The organism is Brevundimonas sp. T2-11 (assembly GCF_055397675.1).
The window spans coordinates 871,666-887,431 of sequence record NZ_AP027920.1 but is presented as its reverse complement, the minus strand read 5'-3'; the positions used below and the strand labels follow the sequence as shown (position 1 = coordinate 887,431).

Here is a 15,766-nt window from a genome sequence, read left to right as displayed (position 1 = left end):
GTTTGCCGCGCCTCGCTTTAGCCGCTATCAGCATCAAGCGTGCACCGGTCGGCGCCGACTGTCGCGCGCTCCCTTTCGCTTGCCGGAAATGAAATTGATGCGTCGCGTCTTCACTGCCCTGGCCGCCCTGTCGATGACAGCCGTGCTTGTTCCCTCCGCCCAGGCTCAGATGAGCAGCGGTCAGCGTGGACAAGGCCAGCAGCAACAGCAGCAGGAAGAACCTCGGGCCCGCCCGATGCGTATCGCGCCGTTGAGCCGTCGCGCCAACGCCGGACCCTGCCCCTACGTGAAGGTGCTTTACGACGCCGCACGCTATGTCGAGCTGGCCGATTACACCCGCCCCTCGATCGCCGGTGTCGGCTTCACCGGCGAGATCGAAGGCATTTCGGCCGACTGCGTCTATCGCGAAGCCGATCCCATCCGCCTGGACTTCAACGTGCTGTTCAACCTCGGCAAGGGCGCGCAGGCCAGCGGCGACGCCCACACCTATCGCTACTGGGTGGCGGTGACCGAACGAAACTCGGCCGTTCTGGCCAAGGAATATTTCGACCTGCCGGTCAATTTCGAAGGCCAGACCACGGCCTCGGTCCAGCAGGCCCAGTCCATCGTCATTCCGCGCGCCGACGCCACCACCAGCGGCAATAATTTCGAGGTCCTGATCGGCTTCGAAATCACGCCGGACATGGCCGAATTCAACCGCTCGGGCAGCCGCTTCCGCGTCACCGCCGGCCAGACCCAACCGAACCCCTAAGAATCATGACTGATCTCAAGACCTCTCTCAGCGAAGCGGTCGGAGCCGCCTTCGCCGCCGAAGGCGTGGACAAGGCCCTGGCCCGCGTCACCGCCTCGGACCGTCCCGACCTGGCCGACTTCCAGTCCAACGGCGCCCTGGCCGCCGCCAAGGCGCTGAAGGCCAATCCGCGCGAACTGGCCGCCAGGGTGGCCGAGCGTCTCGGCAACGATCCGCGCCTGTCGTCGGTCGAGGTCGCCGGTCCCGGCTTCATCAACATGAAGCTGTCGAACGCGGCCCTGGCCCAGCGCGCCGCCGAGGTCGCAACGGACAAGGAACTGGCCGGCGCCTCGCGCGTCGAGCCGCGCAAGGTGGTGATCGACTACGGCGGCCCGAACGTGGCCAAGCCCATGCACGTCGGCCACCTGCGCAGCGCCATCATCGGCGAGAGCCTGAAGCGGCTGTTCCGCCTGCGCGGCGACGAAGTCGTCGGCGACGCCCACTTCGGCGACTGGGGCTTCCAGATGGGCCTGCTCATCACCGCCTGCGGCGACGAGGGTCTGGCCGACGCCTTCATGGCCGAGGGCGACGGCCCCTTCCCGACCGAGACGCCGGTGACGCTGGCCGACCTGGACCGCCTCTATCCGCAGGCCGCCGGCAAGGCCAAGGAAGACCCCGCTTTCCGCGATCGCGCCCGCAAGGCGACGGCTGAACTGCAGGGCGGCCGCCCCGGCTATCGCGCCCTGTGGTCGCACTTCGTCGCCGTCAGCCGCGAGGCGCTGAAGCGCGAGTATGACGACCTGTCGGTCGACTTCGACCTGTGGAACGGCGAGAGCGACGCCGATCCCCTGATGGACGAGATGATCGCCGACCTGAAGGCCAAGGGCCTGCTGGTCGAGGACGACGGCGCCAAGGTGGTCCACGTCGCCCGCGACGGCGAGACGCGCAAGAAGAAGCTGGCCGACGGCTCGGTGATCGAAGCGCCGTCGCCCCCGCCCCTGCTGGTCATCAGCTCGGAAGGCTCGGCCATGTACGGCACGACCGACCTGGCCACGATCCTGGACCGCAAGAAGGCGATCGGCCCGGACCTGATCCTCTACGTCGTCGACGAGCGTCAGGCCGAACATTTCGAACAGGTCTTCCGCGCCGCTTATCTGGCCGGATATGCGCCCGAAAAGTCGCTGGAGCACCTGGGCTTCGGCACCATGAACGGCGCCGACGGCAAGCCCTTCAAGACCCGCGCGGGCGGCGTCCTGAAACTGCGCGACCTGATCGACATGGCGACGGACAAGGCGCGCGAGCGTCTGCACGAGGCCAAACTGGGCGACGATCTGCCCGAGGCCGAGTTCGAGGACATCGCCCACAAGGTGGCGGTCGCCGCGCTGAAGTTCTCGGACCTGTCGAACAACCGCACCACCAGCTACGTCTTCGACCTCGACCGCTTCATGAGCTTCGAGGGCAAGACCGGCCCCTATCTGCTGTATCAGGCCGTGCGGGTGAAATCCCTGCTGCGCAAGGCGGCGGAACAGGGCGTGGCCTTCGCCCCCATCGTCATCGAGGAAGCCGCCGAACGCGACCTGGCCCTGACGCTGGACGCCTTCGACGCGGCCACGGCGGACGCCTATGACAAGCGTTCGCCCAACCTGATCGCCGAGCACGCCTATCGCCTGGCGCAGAGCTTCTCGAAATTCTACGCCGCCTGCCCGATCCTGGTCGCGCCGGACGCCGCCACCAAGGGCTCGCGCCTGGCCCTGGCCGCCGCGACCCTGCACCAGCTGGAGACGGCGCTTCGCCTGCTGGGCATCGAGACGCCCGAGCGGATGTAATGTGATAAGGGGGAGGCTTCGCTACGGAGCCTCCCCTCATGTCCCTCGACGCCTTCATCGCCGGCCTGCCCAAGGCCGAACTGCACCTGCACATCGAGGGCTCGCTTGAGCCCGAACTGATGTTCGAGCTGGCGCAGCGCAACGGCGTCGCCATCCCCTACGACAGCGTCGAGGCCGTGCGTGCGGCCTATGACTTCTCGAACCTGCAGGACTTCCTCGACATCTATTACGCGGGCGCGGCCGTGCTGCTGACCCGTCAGGACTTCGAGGATCTGGCCTTCGCCTATTTCCAGCGCGCCGCCGCCGACAATGTGCGCCACGCCGAGATCTTCTTCGACCCCCAGACCCACACCGACCGGGGCGTGCCCTTCGCTGTCGTGGTCGAGGGCCTGATCACGGGCATGGACCGGGCCAGGACCGAGCTGGGCGTGACGTCGGGCCTGATCCTCAGCTTCCTTCGCCACCTGTCCGAGGACGAAGCCTTCGCCACGCTGGAGATGGCCAAGCCCTATCTGCACCACTTCATCGGCGTCGGACTGGATTCGTCCGAGGTCGGCCACCCGCCGTCCAAGTTCCAGCGCGTCTTCGCCGCCGCCCGCGAACTGGGTCTGAAGCTGTGCGCCCACGCCGGCGAGGAAGGCCCGCCCGCCTATGTGCATGAGGCCCTGGACCTGCTGCACATCGACCGCATGGACCACGGCAACCGCTCGATGGAGGATGAGGCCCTGATCGCGCGTCTGGCCGCCGAGCAGATGACCCTGACGGTCTGCCCCCTGTCCAACCTGAAGCTCTGCGTGGTCAAGGACCTGAAGGACCACCCCGTCCCCGAGATGCTGCGCCGCGGCCTGCACGTCACCCTGAACTCGGACGACCCGTCCTATTTCGGCGGCTATGTGAACGCCAACTATATCCAGCTGGCGAACGCCGTGGGCCTGACGCGGAAGCAGGTGACGCAGCTGGCCAGGAACAGTTTCGAAGGCAGCTTCCTGAGCGAGGCCGACAAGGCGGCGCGCATCGCCGAAGTGGACGCCTACGCGGCGGCGAACTGAGCCATCCCTCCCCCGAGGATGACCGCGGTGGGGGCGGGCCTTTCCCCCATCACCGGACTCCCCCGACTCTAATGTTCCTGATATGTTCGCATTATGGAGCGCCCCGGCCGACAGCCCGATGATGACGCCGCAGGCCTGCGCTGGCTGTTCGTCGACCTGAACGCCTTCTTCGCCAGTGTGGAGCAGCAACAGAACCCCGACTGGCGCGGCAAGCCGGTCATCGTTCGTCCCGCGATCAGCGAATACACCGGCGCTATCGCCGCCAGCTATGAGAGCAAGGCCTTCGGCGTCCGCACCGGGATGCAGGTGGCCGAGGCGCGCCGTCTGTGTCCCGGCCTGATCGTCGCCGAGGCGCGCCCCGACCTCTATGTCGAGGTCCACAAGCAGATCATGGCGGAGATCGATCGCCATGTGCCTGTGTGGAAGGTCGGCTCCATCGACGAATGCTCGTGCCAGTTGATCGGGCCGGAGCGGCGCGAGGCGAACGCCGTCGCCCTGGCCCGACGCATTCAGGCGGGGATCATGGAGAATGTGGGCGAATGCCTGCGGTCCTCCGTCGGCCTGGCGCCGTCGCGGTTTCTGGCCAAGACGGCCTGCGGCATGAAGAAACCCGCCGGACTGACCATCCTGCGCGCCCATGAACTGCCCGGCGCCATCCTGCATCTGCCGCTGTCGCAGTATCCGGGCGTCGGCTCGCGGATGCGCGAGCGACTGGCGGCGGCGGGCGTCACGGACACGGCGGGCCTGTGGAACATGACCGCAAAGGAGGCGCGCGCGATCTGGAACAGCATCGAGGGCGAGCGCATCTGGCGCGGCCTGCACGGTCTCGACAGCGAACCGACCCCGGTCAAGCCGCCCGCCTCCATCAGCCACAGCCATGTGTTGGCCCAGGCCATGCGCACCCCGGACAAGGCGCGGGCGGTGGCGCGACGGCTGATGGTCAAGTGCGGCGCGCGGCTGCGGCGGATGGGGCTGACGGGTTCAGGCATCAGCCTGCATCTCGACATGGGGCCGAAGGGCGCCAGACGCGGCTGGGACACGACGGGCCTGAACCGCGCCGTCGCCCCGACGCAGGACACCTTCGCCCTGCTGGCCGCGCTGGACCACCTGTGGCGCCGGGTCGAGCCGGAGCTGGAGGCCGGGCGGTTGAGCTATGTCGGCGTGGGCGTTCACGGCCTGAAGGCGCGCGACGCCTTTGAAGCCGACCTGTTCGACATCGGCCCGGATCAGGGCGGCGATGCGCCCTCCTTGCGCCTGTCGCAGGCGCTGGATGCGCTGAACAAACGCTATGGCAAGGACACGGTCAGCATCGGCCCCAAGGCGGGCCTGCCCGACTACATCGGCGCCAAGATCGCCTTCACCCGCATCCCCGACGAGGCGGATTTCTATGAGTGAGCTCCCTTTCGTCATCCTCCGGCGAGCGGAGCGAGACCGGGGGACCCAGCGGCGCGCGTGAGCGCGAAGCAGCCACACGCCGCTTACATTGCAAGGATCGCCTTCGGCGCCGCTGGGTCCCCCGGTCTGCGCCGCTGCGCGGCTTGCCGGAGGATGACGAAAGAAAAAGAGCGTCAGCCGATCAGCGAGGCGGCTGCGATCTCCGCCACCTTCAGCGCGGCGAAGCTGGCCTTGGCCGCCGCCGCCGTGTCCGGGGCGATGGCGCGGCAGGCGTCCTCGATGACCACGGTCTCAAAGCCCTCGTTCACCGCGTCCTCGGCGGTGAAGCGGACGCAATAGTCATAGGCCAGGCCGCACAGGAAAACCCGCTTCACGCCCCGGTCGCGCAACAGACCTGCCAGGCCCGTCGCCGTCCTGTGGTCGTTCTCATAGAAGCCGGAATAGCTGTCGAGCGCCGGATTGTAGCCCTTGCGAACCACGGCCAGCGCCTTGGTCACGGCGGGGGCGACCTCGGGGTGGAAGGCCGCGCCGTGCGTGCCTTGCAGGCAATGATCCGGCCACAGCATCTGGCGGCCGTAGGCGACCTCGATCTGCGTGAAGGGCGCCGCGCCCTCGTGGTTGGAGGCGAAGCTGATCTGATCCGGCGTATGCCAGTCCTGGGTGGCGATCACCGTGTCGAAGCGTTCGGCCAGGCGGTTGATCAGGGGCATGATGCCCGCCCCGCCCTGAACCGCCAGGGCGCCGCCCTCGCAGAAGTCGTTCTGGGCGTCGATGACCAGAAGGGCGTCTGAAGCGGTGATCTTCATGGCTCAGGCCGCCGCGATCTGATCGACCTCGCTGGCCGAGCCGAGCGCCACCGGGATACGCTGGTGCAGTTCGCTCGGAGCCACGTCCAGAATGGCCTGAACGCCGTCCGTGGTCGCCTTGCCGCCCGCCTGTTCGATCAGGAAGGCCATGGGGTTGCCCTCGTACATGAGACGTAGCTTGCCCGGCTTGTTCGGCTCGCGCTTGTCCCACGGATAGAGGAAGACCCCGCCGCGCATCAGGATGCGGTGGACGTCGGCCACCATGGCGGCGACCCAGCGCATGTTGAAATTCTTGCCGCGCGGGCCGTCAGCGCCCGCCAGGCAACCGTCGATGTAGCGCTGGACGCTCTCGGCCCAGTGGCGCCGGTTCGACATGTTGATGGCGAACTCCTTCGTGTCGGCGGGGACCGTGATCCGCTCATGCGTCATCAGCCACTGGCCGTCGTGCGACAGGGTGAAGCCCGCCACGCCCTTGCCCGTGGTCAGCACCAGCATGGTCTGGCCGCCATAGACGGCATAGAGGGCCGCGACCTGCTGGCGGCCCTGTTGCAGGAAGTCGGCCTCGACCGGCGTGGCCGACGGCGACTTCAGCACCGAGACGATGGTGCCGACGGGGGCGTTGATGTCGATGTTGGACGAGCCGTCCAGCGGGTCGAACAGGACCAGGTATTCGCCCGCCGGGTTGGTCGCGGGCTGAACCGTGTCCATTTCTTCCGACGCCACGCCCGCCACGGCCGGGCAGGCCAGCAGCCGGTCGGTCAGGACGTCGTTGGAGATGACGTCGAGCTTCTTCTGCTCCTCGTCCTGCACGTTGACGGCGCCGGATGCGCCCAATGCGCCGACCAGGGCCCCGCCGGACACGATCTTGCGGATCTCGACGCAGGCGGCGGCGGCGACCGTCAGGGTCTGGGCCAGGCCTTGAGGCAGATCGAGGGAGGCCAGATGGGCGGCGAGGTCGGTGCGGGCGGTCATGGCGGCCTTCAATCCTGTCACGAGAGGAGTTCGCGCCCCTCATGGCCTGTCGTATCGCTCGCGGCAAGCCCGGCGCCGCTTGACTTCGGCCCGGAGTCGGGGCCTTAGGTCACACGCTCTCGCGGGAGAGATCGGCGGTCGCGCAGCGGCCGTCGGGGCCGAAGGCGCAACCGCCCCGGAAACGCTCAGGCAAAAGGACCGCGAAGGCGCACGGACGCTGGAAAGTCGCCGTAAGGCGCGCCGACGGAGCAAGGCTGTTCGTCCCCCGGGCGACGGTCGGAATCTCTCAGGCTTCAGGACAGCGGGGGCGCGACGACGGCGAAGCTATCGCCGCAACCCGCGACCGGAGGATGCTCGATGAGCGACCAGGCCCTGAAGACCACCCCCCTCAACGCTGCGCACCGCGCGCTCGGCGCCCGCATGGTCGGCTTCGGCGGCTATGACATGCCGGTCCAGTACGAAGGCGTTCTGGCCGAGCACCGCTGGACCCGCGAGCACGCCGGCCTGTTCGACGTCTCGCACATGGGTCAGGCCCGCATCACCGGCGACGACGCCATTGCACAGTTCCAGCGCTTCGTGCCGGGCGACTATCAGATCCTGAAGGACGGCAAACAGAAGTATTCCCTGCTGCTGAACGCCGAGGGCGGCATCATGGACGATCTGATGGCGGGCAAGCCCGACCATGACGGCCTCTATGTCGTGGTCAACGCCGGCAACAAGGACGCCGACTTCGCCTTCCTGAACGCCAACCTGGCCGGCGACGCCAAGCTGACCATCCTGGACGACCGCGCCCTGCTGGCCATCCAGGGGCCGGAAGCCGTCGAGGTCATGGTCAAGCACGAACCCGCCCTGGCCGAGATGGGCTTCATGGATTCGGCGCGTCTGATGCTGTTCGGCGTCGACTGCTACGTCTCGCGCTCGGGCTACACGGGCGAGGACGGCTATGAGATTTCGGTGCCGAACGCCGACGCCGAGCGCATCTGGAATACGATTCTGGAAGACGCCCGCGTGAAGCCGATCGGTCTGGGCGCCCGCGACTCCCTGCGCCTCGAAGCCGGCCTGCCGCTGCACGGCCACGACATCGACGCCACGACCAGCCCGGTCGAGGGCGCCCTGACCTTCGCCCTGTCCAAGTCGCGCAAGGAAGCCGCCGACTTCAACGGCGCCGAACGCATCCTGAAGGAACTGGCCGAGGGCCCGGCGCGCGTCCGCATCGGCCTGCACGTCAAGGAAGGCGCCCCGGCCCGTGAAGGCGCCGAGATCGCGGACATGGACGGCAATCTCATCGGCAAGATCACCTCGGGCGGCCCCTCGCCGACCCTGGGGCACAACATCGCCATGGGCTACGTCCCGCCGGCCTTCGCCGCACTGGGCTCGGACCTGAAAGTCATCGTGCGCGGCAAACCCGCCGCCGCCGAAGTCGTCGCCACACCCTTCGTGGCCACCCGCTATTATCGCAAACCCAAAGCCTGAGAGATCAGACACATGCGCTTCACCAAAGATCACGAGTGGGTTCGCCTCGAGGGCGACGTCGCCACCGTCGGCATTTCCAAGCACGCTGCTGACGCCCTGGGCGACGTGGTGTTCGTCGAGACGCCGGAAGCCGGCAAGACCGTCTCGGTCGGCGACAGCTTCGCCGTCGTTGAATCGGTCAAGGCCGCCTCGGACGTCTACGCCCCCGTCGCCGGCGAAGTGGTCGAGGGCAACGCCGCCCTGGCCTCGGCCCCGGAAACCGTCAACGCCGACCCGGAAGGCGAAGGCTGGTTCGCCAAGATCAAGGTCTCCGACGCCTCGGCCGTCGAAGCCCTGATGGATCAGGCCGCCTACGACGCCTACCTGACCACCCTCTAAGACCCGCCGTCGTCCCCGGACGGCGCGGCGCGCCGATCCGGGATCGCCGGATTCCCCGCCGCTTGAAGCGCTCCCGGAGCGTCGCGTCCCGCGACCTCCGGGATGCCGCCGAGGACCTGTAATGCGCTACCTCCCCCTGACGCCCGACGACCGTGAGGCCATGCTGGCCGCCATCGGCGCGAAATCCATCGACGACCTGTTCATCGACGTGCCGCAGGCCGCGCGCCGCGACGGCTTTGTCGACCTGCCCCGCGTGGCGGGCGAGCTGGAGGTCGAACGCGCCCTCTCGGCTATGGCGGGCAAGAACGCCACGGCGGGAACCGTGCCCTTCTTCTGCGGTGCCGGCGCCTACAAGCACCACGTCCCGGCCACGGTCGACCACGTGATCCAGCGGTCGGAGTTCCTGACCAGCTACACCCCCTATCAGCCGGAAATCGCCCAGGGCACGCTGCAGTACCTGTACGAGTTCCAGACCCAGGTCGCGAACCTGACCGGCATGGAAGTCGCCAACGCCTCGCTCTATGACGGCTCGACCGCCATGGCCGAGGGCGTGCTGATGGCCACCCGCGTGACCCGCCGCAACAAGGCCGTCATCTCGGGCGGCGTGCATCCCCACTACGTCAAGGCGACCGAGACCGTGGTTCACGCTGTCGGCGTCGAAACCCAGGCCCTGACCGCCGCCGTTGACGCCGAAGACGCCGTCATCGCCGCCATCGACAAAGACACGGCCTGCGTCGTCGTCCAGACCCCGAACGTCTTCGGCACCGCCACCGACGTGACCAAGATCGCCGAGGCCGCTCACGCCGCCGGCGCCCTGCTGATCGTCGTCGTGACCGAAGCCGTGTCGATGGGCCTGCTGAAGTCGCCCGGCGAAATGGGCGCCGACATCGTCGCGGCCGAGGGCCAGTCAATCGGCAACGCCCTGAACTTCGGCGGTCCCTACATCGGCCTGTTCGCCACCCGCGAGAAGCTGCTGCGCCAGACGCCCGGCCGCTACTGCGGTGAAACCGTCGACGCCGACGGCCGCCGCGGCTTCGTCCTGACCCTGTCCACGCGCGAGCAGCACATCCGCCGCGACAAGGCCACGTCGAACATCTGCACCAACTCGGGCCTCTGCTGCCTGGCCTTCACCATCCACATGAGCCTGCTGGGCGAGACCGGCCTGCGCCAGATGGCCCTGCTCAACCACGAGAAGGCGCTGGCCACGCGCGACGCCCTGGCCGCCATTCCGGGCGTCGAGGTCCTGACCCCGCGCTTCTTCAACGAGTTCGCGGTCAAGCTGCCGAAGAACGCCGCTGACGTGGTGCAGACCCTGGCCGACAACGGCATCCTGGCCGGCGTGCCCTACAGCCGTCTGGCCCCGGAAGCCGGTCTCGACGACGTCCTGCTGGTCGCCGCGACCGAGACCACGCTGGACGCCGACATCAAGATCCTGGCGGGTGCGCTCGCCAAGGTCCTGGCCGCCTAAAGGGAGTTTGGAACCATGAGCACGATGAACACTGTCGGCCGTCCGACCACCCCGAACGCCCTGCCGGACAACGACTACAAGCACCCGACCCTGACGGGCGCGCGCGGCCTGCTGCAGGACGAAGCCCTGATCTTCGAAGGCCACGGCTGGAACAAGACCGGCGTCGACCTGCCCAAGCCCGCCACCGACGGCTCGGACCTGGGCGACCTGGTCCGCAAGGACCCGATCGGCCTGCCCGGCCTGTCGGAGCCCGAGGCCATGCGCCACTATGTGCGTCTGAGCCAGAAGAACCACGCCATCGATCTGGCCATCTATCCGCTGGGTTCGTGCACGATGAAGCACAACCCGCGCCTGAACGAGAAGATGGCGCGTCTGCCCGGCTTCTCGGACATCCACCCGCTGCAACCGCAGTCGACGGTTCAGGGCGCGCTGGAGCTGATGGACCAACTGGCCCACTGGCTGACGACGCTGACGGGCATGCCCGCTGTGGCCCTGTCGCCCAAGGCCGGCGCCCACGGTGAACTGTGCGGCCTGATGGCCATCCGCGCCGCCCACGAAGCCAAGGGCGAGCATGAGCAGCGCCGCAAGGTGCTGGTCCCGACCTCAGCCCACGGCACCAACCCGGCCACGGCCGCCTTCGTCGGCTATTCGGTCGTCGAGGTCGCCCAGACCGACGACGGTCGCGTGGACGTGGCCGATCTGGCCGCCAAGCTGGGCCCGGACGTGGCGGCCATCATGGTCACCAACCCGAACACCTGCGGCCTGTTCGAGCGCGACATCCTGGAGATCAGCCGCCTGACCCACGAAGCGGGCGCCTACTTCTACTGCGACGGCGCCAACTTCAACGCCATCGTCGGCCGGGTGCGCCCGGGCGACCTGGGCGTCGACGCCATGCACATCAACCTGCACAAGACCTTCTCGACGCCGCACGGCGGCGGCGGGCCGGGCGCGGGTCCGGTCGTGCTGTCGGAGGCCCTGGCCCCGTTCGCTCCCGCCCCTTGGGTCGTGAACACGGGCGACGGCTACAAACTGGTCGAGCGTGAGGAAGACGAGGCCGCGCAGGCCTTTGGCCGTCTGTGCGCCTTCCAGGGCCAGATGGGCATGTATGTGCGCGCCCTGTCCTACATGATGAGCCACGGCTCCGACGGTCTGCGTCAGGTGGCCGAGGACGCCGTCCTGAACGCCAACTACATCAAGGCCCGCCTCGAGGACCTGATGAGCCCGGCCTTCCCGGAAGGCTCCTGCATGCACGAAGCCCTGTTCGACGACGAATGGCTGAAGGGCACGGACATCACCACGCTCGACTTCGCCAAGGCGATGATCGACGAGGGCTTCCACCCGATGACCATGTACTTCCCGCTGGTCGTCCACGGGGCCATGCTGATCGAGCCGACGGAGACCGAGTCCAAGGCCGAGCTGGATCGCTTCATCCACGCCATGCGTCTGCTGGCCGAAGCCGCCAAGGCCGGTGAGGTCGAACGCTTCAAGGGCGCGCCCTTCCATGCGCCCCTGCGGCGTCTGGACGAGACCCGCGCCGCGCGTTCGCCGCGCCTGCGCTGGTCGGCCCCGGAAGGCTCCAACATCGCCGCCGAGTAAGGCTGCGAACCCGACCTGAAGTGAAGCGCCGTGTCTTTCGGGACACGGCGTTTTGCATTTCAGAAGCCTCTTACGAAAGCTTCATGGGCGCGCCACGGTTCGGCCTTGTCGTCCGTGTCTAGGATAGGCTGACAGCTTTCTCCCAAGGCCGTCGCTTTCCCTCCCCCCGACCGTGACGCCCGTGACCCTCGCCCTGATCCCCTTCCGCGCCGACAGCCGGCCTCGTTCGAGGCCCGGACTGCTGCGTCGTGCGAAGCGCCTAGGCATGATGGCCCTGGGCTTCCTGATCATCGGCCTGGGCGTCCTGATCGCCCCCCTGCCCGGCCCGGGCGGCATCCCGGTCATCGCCCTGGGACTGGTCCTGGTCCTGCGCAGCTCCTGGTGGGCCAAGCGCCAGTTCATTCGCGCCCAGCACGCCCGGCCCAAGTGGGTCTATCCCTTCCGTCGCCTGATGCGAAAGAAGCCCGAGATCGCCCCCGTCTTCTGGCAGCAGGCCCTGCGCGCCGAAAAAGTCGTGCTGCGCAAGCGCCCCTCGCGCCAGCTGATCCGGGTCCGCAAGCGCGCCCGCCGCATCCTGCGCCGCGCCTTCCGCTAACCGCCACGCTTCGTCGCACACGGTAATGTGAAAGGCGCGACGCTCGCGTTCGCGCCGAACGGCGTATGCTTCCCTCGCGTAGTCAAAAGCAGATGGCGTTGGGAGGCGCTTTTCTCATGATGTCACGCGTAAAACAGGGAATCGCCGCCGGCTTCATTGCGACCGTCGCGGTTTCCATTCTTGAGGCGGCGAACCTCTTGTTCGCCAAGGTCTTCGACCCGTTCCCCGAAATCGTCGCCCGCATGTTCCAACTCGGGGACAATCTGGTGGCGGGATGGGCGATCCACTTCGTCATCGGCTCCCTGATCATGGGGCCGCTGTTCGCCTTCATCTACCCCCGCCTGCCGACCAATACGCCCGAAACCAAGGGCATCCTGTTCGCTGTGGCGGCCTGGGTGGCGATGATGCTGATCATCAGCATGATGGGCGACCCGCGCACCTTCTCGGGCAGCGCCGGCTTCGGCACCTTCGCCTGGATGCTGATCACCCACATGATCTTCGGCGGGGTGATGGGCAATGTCTTCGCCCGGCTTCTGGCCCGCGAGAAACGCGCCGGCGGCTTCATCCACGGTGCGCCCGCCCACTAGCGGCCCGGCGCCCCTGAAACGCAAAAGGCCCCGCCGTCGCCGGCGGGGCCTGATGTGCTTGTCGCTGAAACCGTGATCAGTTCAGCTTGTCGCCGATCTGCTTGATGGCGGCGTCGATCAGCGGGTCCGACTTGGCGGCGGCCAGACGGGCGGTCAGGATGTCCTGAGCCGCCTTGGCGGCCAGGTCGGCGGCCACAGCCTTGACCTCGGTCGTGGCCTGGGCCTCAGCCTGGGCGATGCGACGCTCGGCCAGGGCCTGACGACGAGCCAGGCTCTCTTCCAGCTTGGCCTTGGCTTCAGCTTCCAGACGGCGAGCATCGGCTTCGGCGGCGGCCAGCATTTCTGCGGCCTGGGCTTCGGCCTCGGCCTTCTCCTGACGGATCTGGGCCAGCATGGCTTCGGCTTCGGCGCGCAGACGGGCGGCCTCGTCCAGTTCCGACTGGATCTTGGCGCCCTGGGCGTCCAGAGCCTGGGCCATGGCGCCCGGCACCTTGGCCAGAACCAGGATGCCCAGGAAGATCACCAGACCGACGGCGACCCAGAACTCTGCGTTCGACAGGCTCCAGAACTCGGGATGGAAGAAGGCGGGCATATCAGGCGGCTCCCTTGACGGCGGCGTCGGCTTCGGCGGCCGTGGCGGCCTTGCCGGTCAGACGCTCGACCATGGCGCGGGCGGTGTCGGAGGCGATGGTCGAGACATTGGCCATGGCGGCGTCACGGGTCTGACCGATGGCGGCTTCGGCCTCGGCGATTCGGGCGTTGACCACGGCTTCCTCGGCGGCCTGACGCGCGTTGGCCTCTTCGGTCACGCGAGCCTTGGCGGCGGCGGCGGTGGCGCGAGCGTCGGCGCGGGCCTTGGCGACCTCGGCCTTGGCGGCGTCAGCCTGCGTGGCGGCCTCGGCCTGAACCTGACGGGCGGCGTCGACGGCGCCCGCGATCGTCCCGGCGCGTTCGTCACGAACAGCGCGCAGGCGAGGCAGGAAGACCTTCGACAGCAGAATGTAGAGAACGACGAAGATCAGCAGCAGCCAGACGATCTGACCAGCCCAGTGCTGCATCTCCAGCTGCGGCAGACCGCCGGAAGCATGGGCGTCGCCATGGGCGACTTCGGCCTGATGGGTCGCCTCGGCGGCGGCCACGGGCGCGATCTCACCGTTCTGGACGGCGACGGTCGGCGCAGGCTGGGTCGGGTCTTGCGAGACGGCGCTCGCGATAGGGGCGGCCATGGGCTCTATCCGGTGATCTCAGAAAGACGCGAGCGGCGGAACGGTCGTCGAGACCGCGCCGCCGCCCAGATATTCAGTTCGACTTAGGCGAACAGGCAGAGCAGGCCGATCACGAAGGCGAAGATGCCCAGTGCTTCAGCCAGGGCGGCGCCCAGGATCAGGTTGGTGAACTGGCCGGGAGCAGCCGAAGGGTTGCGCGTGGCGCCTTGCAGGAAGCCCGAGAAGATCAGGCCGACGCCGAGGGCCGAACCGATCATGCCGAGGGTGGCGAGACCAGCGCCGATGTATTTTGCTGCTTCAGCTTCCATGAGAGTAGTTCCTGGTTGGGATGGTTTGAAAGAAGGGGTTGGCGGGCTGGGCCAGCTTTAGTGCTGATCCAGATGCACGACGTCGTTCAGATAGACCGTGGTCAGAACGGCGAAAACGAAGGCTTGAAGGAAGGCGACGAGGAACTCCAGGGCCGTGATGGCGACCACGCCGCCCATGGCCAGAACCGCGCCGGGAATGCCGACCAGGCCGAAGGCGCCCAGCGAAACCACGAAGCCGGCGAAGACCTTCATCGCCACGTGACCGCCCAGCATGTTGCCGAACAGACGCAGGGCCAGCGACACGGGACGCAGCAGGAAGGAGATGAACTCGATCGGCGTCACCAGGAGCAGCAGGTACCACGGCACGCCCGAGGGGGCGAACAGCTTGAAGAAGCCGATGCCGTTCTTGGCGAAGCCCACGCCGATGACCAGCAGGATGGTCAGGGCGGCGAAGGTGCCGGTGACGGCGACCTGCGAGGTGGCGGTGAAGACGGTGAACATGCCCAGCAGGTTCAGCGCCAAGATGAAGACGAACAGCGTCAGGATGAAGGGGAAGAAGGCGCGGCCCTGCTCACCCATGATCGAGGTGGCCAGGTCGTCGATGAAGGCGAAAGCCCCCTCGCCCACCACCTGCAACCGCCCCGGCACCAGCTTGGGCTTGGCCGTCACAGCGGTGAAGAACAGGGTGATCAGCACGGCGGCGACCATCATGGCCAGCACCGAGTTGGTGATCGACAGGTTCACAGCGCCGACCAGCGGCAGCTCGACCGTCGGAAGCTCGATCACCGGAGCGATCTGGAACTGGTGCATCGGATCGGCCATGCCGCCCGGTCTCCTAAGTCAAAAGGCCAAACCGCCGTACGACGGTTTGGTCAGAAATTCCGCTCGTCCTCGACCTCGTCGTCGGGAAGATCCTGGGGAGGCCCCATTTCCTTCAACGCGATCGCACTCATCTTTCGGGCCGAACGAAGCGCCAGCCAGATCGACATGCCGAAACCGATCAGGGTTCCGGCGATAATTCCCCAGGGCATGGTCCCGACCAGAAGATCGAAACCCCACCCAAGCCCCAGACCGACAGCCAGGCCGGCGATCATCTCGCCCATCAGGCGATAGCCGTAGCCCGCTGCGTTCGCCCCATAGTCGGGAGGCGTCGGCACGGCCCGGGCTTTAAGCGCATCGGCCTGCTCGTTGAGGCGTTTGATCGCCTCTTCGCGCGATTCCATCGTTGGGGACATGGCCTGTGCGCTCAGCGCCCCGGCGGGAGGCCGAGGCAGGTCTGAATTCGGCGCGGAACCTATAGCCGAGGGGGCCGAAGGTCAAGGCGCGGAAGAAGCGTCGCAAGGCCTTGGAATGTATC

The 15,766-nt window shown here is 67.6% G+C and carries 17 protein-coding genes and 1 riboswitch; of the genes, 10 read left to right on the top strand and 7 right to left on the bottom strand.

Annotation, left to right across the window (positions count from 1 at the left end; all coding sequences use genetic code 11):
* Nucleotides 1-97 precede the first annotated feature (97 nt).
* The 4 genes from ACZ5XO_RS04370 (at nucleotide 98) to ACZ5XO_RS04355 (ending at nucleotide 5,000) form a co-directional block, all read left to right on the top strand.
* A complete protein-coding gene (locus ACZ5XO_RS04370; RefSeq protein ID WP_464164095.1) occupies nucleotides 98-751 on the top strand; it encodes a Tat pathway signal sequence domain protein in 654 nt (217 codons plus the stop codon).
* 5 nt (nucleotides 752-756) lie between these two features.
* Nucleotides 757-2,556 (top strand): arginine--tRNA ligase, encoded by a 1,800-nt coding sequence (gene argS / locus ACZ5XO_RS04365; protein WP_464164094.1) that lies wholly within the window; start codon nucleotides 757-759, stop codon nucleotides 2,554-2,556.
* Nucleotides 2,557-2,594: 38 nt separating this feature from the next.
* Nucleotides 2,595-3,605 (top strand): adenosine deaminase, encoded by a 1,011-nt coding sequence (locus ACZ5XO_RS04360; RefSeq protein ID WP_464164093.1) that lies wholly within the window; start codon nucleotides 2,595-2,597, stop codon nucleotides 3,603-3,605.
* Between the two features lie 93 nt (nucleotides 3,606-3,698).
* The gene (locus ACZ5XO_RS04355; RefSeq protein WP_464164092.1) at nucleotides 3,699-5,000 is read left to right on the top strand and encodes a Y-family DNA polymerase; all 1,302 of its coding nucleotides are present in this window, start codon (nucleotides 3,699-3,701) and stop codon (nucleotides 4,998-5,000) included.
* Nucleotides 5,001-5,173: 173 nt separating this feature from the next.
* Here ACZ5XO_RS04355 and pncA read toward each other — a convergent pair whose 3' ends face one another.
* Together pncA and ACZ5XO_RS04345 are read right to left on the bottom strand one after the other, a co-directional pair.
* A complete protein-coding gene (pncA, locus tag ACZ5XO_RS04350) occupies nucleotides 5,174-5,806 on the bottom strand; it encodes a bifunctional nicotinamidase/pyrazinamidase (protein ID WP_464164091.1) in 633 nt (210 codons plus the stop codon).
* A gap of 3 nt (nucleotides 5,807-5,809) precedes the next feature.
* Entirely contained in the window at nucleotides 5,810-6,778 is a 969-nt protein-coding gene (locus ACZ5XO_RS04345; RefSeq protein ID WP_464164090.1) for a class 1 fructose-bisphosphatase, read from the bottom strand.
* A 112-nt stretch (nucleotides 6,779-6,890) separates the two neighbouring features.
* Nucleotides 6,891-6,989: riboswitch (glycine riboswitch) on the top strand.
* Nucleotides 6,990-7,135: 146 nt separating this feature from the next.
* On the opposite strand from ACZ5XO_RS04345, the gene gcvT reads away from it, so the two are divergent.
* The 6 genes from gcvT (at nucleotide 7,136) to ACZ5XO_RS04315 (ending at nucleotide 12,875) form a co-directional block, all read left to right on the top strand.
* Nucleotides 7,136-8,251, top strand: coding sequence for a glycine cleavage system aminomethyltransferase GcvT (gcvT, locus tag ACZ5XO_RS04340; protein WP_464164089.1), 1,116 nt, complete (start codon nucleotides 7,136-7,138; stop codon nucleotides 8,249-8,251).
* Nucleotides 8,252-8,263: 12 nt separating this feature from the next.
* Complete coding sequence (gcvH, locus tag ACZ5XO_RS04335) at nucleotides 8,264-8,629, top strand: glycine cleavage system protein GcvH (protein WP_184271400.1); 366 nt, start codon at nucleotides 8,264-8,266, stop codon at nucleotides 8,627-8,629.
* A 121-nt stretch (nucleotides 8,630-8,750) separates the two neighbouring features.
* Complete coding sequence (gcvPA, locus tag ACZ5XO_RS04330; RefSeq protein WP_464164088.1) at nucleotides 8,751-10,097, top strand: aminomethyl-transferring glycine dehydrogenase subunit GcvPA; 1,347 nt, start codon at nucleotides 8,751-8,753, stop codon at nucleotides 10,095-10,097.
* Between the two features lie 15 nt (nucleotides 10,098-10,112).
* Complete coding sequence (gene gcvPB, locus ACZ5XO_RS04325; RefSeq protein WP_464164087.1) at nucleotides 10,113-11,693, top strand: aminomethyl-transferring glycine dehydrogenase subunit GcvPB; 1,581 nt, start codon at nucleotides 10,113-10,115, stop codon at nucleotides 11,691-11,693.
* Nucleotides 11,694-11,874: 181 nt separating this feature from the next.
* On the top strand, nucleotides 11,875-12,288 hold the full coding sequence (locus ACZ5XO_RS04320) for a hypothetical protein (protein WP_464164086.1): 414 nt from the start codon (nucleotides 11,875-11,877) through the stop codon (nucleotides 12,286-12,288).
* 116 nt (nucleotides 12,289-12,404) lie between these two features.
* Nucleotides 12,405-12,875: a DUF6789 family protein gene (locus tag ACZ5XO_RS04315; protein ID WP_207822902.1), complete on the top strand. Its 471-nt coding sequence runs from the start codon at nucleotides 12,405-12,407 to the stop codon at nucleotides 12,873-12,875.
* Nucleotides 12,876-12,951: 76 nt separating this feature from the next.
* Here ACZ5XO_RS04315 and ACZ5XO_RS04310 read toward each other — a convergent pair whose 3' ends face one another.
* From ACZ5XO_RS04310 to ACZ5XO_RS04290, 5 genes are all read right to left on the bottom strand, one after another.
* The gene (locus tag ACZ5XO_RS04310) at nucleotides 12,952-13,467 is read right to left on the bottom strand and encodes a F0F1 ATP synthase subunit B (RefSeq protein WP_464164084.1); all 516 of its coding nucleotides are present in this window, start codon (nucleotides 13,465-13,467) and stop codon (nucleotides 12,952-12,954) included.
* A gap of 1 nt (nucleotide 13,468) precedes the next feature.
* The gene (locus tag ACZ5XO_RS04305; RefSeq protein WP_464164083.1) at nucleotides 13,469-14,101 is read right to left on the bottom strand and encodes a F0F1 ATP synthase subunit B family protein; all 633 of its coding nucleotides are present in this window, start codon (nucleotides 14,099-14,101) and stop codon (nucleotides 13,469-13,471) included.
* Between the two features lie 83 nt (nucleotides 14,102-14,184).
* Nucleotides 14,185-14,409, bottom strand: coding sequence for a F0F1 ATP synthase subunit C (locus ACZ5XO_RS04300; RefSeq protein ID WP_105562970.1), 225 nt, complete (start codon nucleotides 14,407-14,409; stop codon nucleotides 14,185-14,187).
* 57 nt (nucleotides 14,410-14,466) lie between these two features.
* A complete protein-coding gene (locus ACZ5XO_RS04295) occupies nucleotides 14,467-15,231 on the bottom strand; it encodes a F0F1 ATP synthase subunit A (protein WP_464164082.1) in 765 nt (254 codons plus the stop codon).
* Nucleotides 15,232-15,281: 50 nt separating this feature from the next.
* A complete protein-coding gene (locus ACZ5XO_RS04290; RefSeq protein ID WP_464164081.1) occupies nucleotides 15,282-15,644 on the bottom strand; it encodes an AtpZ/AtpI family protein in 363 nt (120 codons plus the stop codon).
* Nucleotides 15,645-15,766: the final 122 nt, after the last annotated feature.

Coding starts and splice junctions, on each gene's coding strand:
- ACZ5XO_RS04360 (WP_464164093.1), top strand. CDS start 2,595: ATGTCCCTCGACGCCTTCATCGCCGGCCTGCCCAAGGCCGAACTGCAC.
- ACZ5XO_RS04290 (WP_464164081.1), bottom strand. CDS start 15,644: ATGTCCCCAACGATGGAATCGCGCGAAGAGGCGATCAAACGCCTCAAC.
- gcvPA (WP_464164088.1), top strand. CDS start 8,751: ATGCGCTACCTCCCCCTGACGCCCGACGACCGTGAGGCCATGCTGGCC.
- gcvT (WP_464164089.1), top strand. CDS start 7,136: ATGAGCGACCAGGCCCTGAAGACCACCCCCCTCAACGCTGCGCACCGC.
- gcvPB (WP_464164087.1), top strand. CDS start 10,113: ATGAGCACGATGAACACTGTCGGCCGTCCGACCACCCCGAACGCCCTG.
- ACZ5XO_RS04355 (WP_464164092.1), top strand. CDS start 3,699: ATGGAGCGCCCCGGCCGACAGCCCGATGATGACGCCGCAGGCCTGCGC.
- ACZ5XO_RS04295 (WP_464164082.1), bottom strand. CDS start 15,231: ATGGCCGATCCGATGCACCAGTTCCAGATCGCTCCGGTGATCGAGCTT.
- ACZ5XO_RS04315 (WP_207822902.1), top strand. CDS start 12,405: ATGATGTCACGCGTAAAACAGGGAATCGCCGCCGGCTTCATTGCGACC.
- pncA (WP_464164091.1), bottom strand. CDS start 5,806: ATGAAGATCACCGCTTCAGACGCCCTTCTGGTCATCGACGCCCAGAAC.
- ACZ5XO_RS04345 (WP_464164090.1), bottom strand. CDS start 6,778: ATGACCGCCCGCACCGACCTCGCCGCCCATCTGGCCTCCCTCGATCTG.
- ACZ5XO_RS04305 (WP_464164083.1), bottom strand. CDS start 14,101: ATGGCCGCCCCTATCGCGAGCGCCGTCTCGCAAGACCCGACCCAGCCT.
- ACZ5XO_RS04300 (WP_105562970.1), bottom strand. CDS start 14,409: ATGGAAGCTGAAGCAGCAAAATACATCGGCGCTGGTCTCGCCACCCTC.
- ACZ5XO_RS04370 (WP_464164095.1), top strand. CDS start 98: ATGCGTCGCGTCTTCACTGCCCTGGCCGCCCTGTCGATGACAGCCGTG.
- argS (WP_464164094.1), top strand. CDS start 757: ATGACTGATCTCAAGACCTCTCTCAGCGAAGCGGTCGGAGCCGCCTTC.
- gcvH (WP_184271400.1), top strand. CDS start 8,264: ATGCGCTTCACCAAAGATCACGAGTGGGTTCGCCTCGAGGGCGACGTC.
- ACZ5XO_RS04310 (WP_464164084.1), bottom strand. CDS start 13,467: ATGCCCGCCTTCTTCCATCCCGAGTTCTGGAGCCTGTCGAACGCAGAG.